We start from the raw sequence: 1,852 nt of genomic DNA, 5'->3' as shown, positions 1-1,852 counted from the left end.
GTGGGTGCGCCACGAGGCGCCATGGAATCGAGTGAGGTGAGAGACCTTCACCGCCGGGTTGTCGCAGCAACCTGGTTGAAGCTGGGGGCAGTTCGACTCGGGGGATGTCGAGTCGGGCGGTAAGCAGCCCCGACAACGTCGGGACGGGCTGGCACTGCCAGACGGTCCGGGTCCGGCTAGCGAGACGGGAAGGTGTACGCGAGGAATCAGTGCCTGACGCCCCGTAATTACGACACCGGCTCCAACCTGGCGGATGCGGGCCGGATGCAGTGCACGACCACCGCTGGCCGGTGGTCGACTCCGAAGCCGATTCCACTTACCGGTGGGGAGGCCACGCCGAAAGCCTGCGGCGTAAGCGTGGCGATGCTGCCGGGGTAGAGCTGGGCACCTCACCCGTCAATCGATTCTGTGGTGAACGTGGGAACTGCCCGCGGTCGCCCGATGCCGGATCTCCAGTCCGGTGAAGGGCAGGCCCATCGCCGGCTGATGGCCGTCGGGCAGGACGGAGGCTCCGTAGTACTCCGAGGCCGGGAAAGCCGACCACATGGGGAAGGGGGCCAGCAAGTCAGCAGTAAGGACGCTGGAATGCCAGGAGGTTATCGCCGGTGAATACCGACGAGCTGGAATGGGCCTTGATGAAGGCCGAACGCCGGGTACTGGAGATCCAGACCAAACTGCACCGTTGGGCTGCTGATGATTCTCATCGCAGGTTCGACGACCTGTTCAACCTCGTGGCCGATCCCGCCTTCCTGCTGGTGGCGTGGGATCGTGTCCGGGGAAACAAGGGTGCCCGCACGGCCGGAGTGGACGGGAAGACCGCCCGCTCCATCGAGGCCGGGCAGGGAGTCGAGATATTTCTCGGCAGGCTGCGGGATCAGATCAGAGATCGCAGCTTCCGGCCGGTTCCCGTGCGTGAGCGGATGATCCCCAAGGCGAACGGCAAGCTTCGGCGTCTTGGGATTCCGACCGTGGCGGACCGAGTGGTCCAGGCGTCCTTGAAACTGGTGCTGGAGCCGGTGTTCGAAGCGGATTTCCTCCCGTGTTCCTATGGGTTCCGCCCGAATCGCCGGGCTCATGACGCGATCGCCGAGACTCGCTATCTCGCCAGCCACGGATATGAGTGGGTGGTGGAGGGCGACATCACGGCGTGCTTCGACGAGATCTCGCACTCGGCTCTCATGGAGCGGGTGAGGAATCGAATCGGGGACAAGCGGGTGCTGTCCATGGTGAAGGCGTTCTTGAAGTCCGGGATCCTGTCCCGGGACGGATCCTTCACGGACACGCGCACCGGGACCCCGCAGGGCGGGATCCTGTCGCCGCTGCTGGCCAACATCGCGCTCTCGGTCCTGGACGAGCACATCGCCCAGGGGCTTGGAGGATCTGATAGCACCTCCGAGGATCGGCGCAGGAGACGGCGTCGGGGATTGCCTAACTACCGGCTGGTCCGGTATGCGGATGATTTCCTTGTGCTTGTCTTCGGGCGTCGTGAGCACGCCGAGGAGCTGCGCGATGATGTGGCAGAGACATTGAAGCCGATGGGCCTTCGCCTGTCGGTGGAGAAGACAAAGATCACGCACATTGACGAGGGCCTTGATTTTCTCGGATGGCGCATCCAGCGCCACCGGAAACTGGGTACTGACCGGCAGTACATCTACACCTATCCGGCACGGAAGTCAGTGCGTTCCGCAACGGGCAAGGTGAAGGAACTGACCGGACGGCAGAACGTCGGTTTGCCGCTGGATTCTCTGCTGCACCGACTGAACTCGGTGTTGCGGGGATGGTGCGCGTACTTCCGTCCTGGAGTGTCGAACGTCGCTTTCTGTTACCTCAGCCACTACGCGTGGATTAGGGT

Annotated in this window: 1 protein-coding gene; it reads left to right on the top strand. The window is 63.6% G+C overall.

The features are described from left to right. Positions 1 to 605: 605 nt before the first annotated feature. Positions 606 to 1,852 (top strand): group II intron reverse transcriptase/maturase (gene ltrA, locus ACZ5TL_RS39450; protein WP_468595593.1); only part of this gene is annotated, 1,247 nt, incomplete at its 3' end.

The sequence above is a fragment of the Streptomyces sp. NPDC033136 genome, from assembly GCF_055578235.1.
Note: the sequence above shows the minus strand (reverse complement) of the source record. Positions and strands in the feature narration are given on the sequence as shown.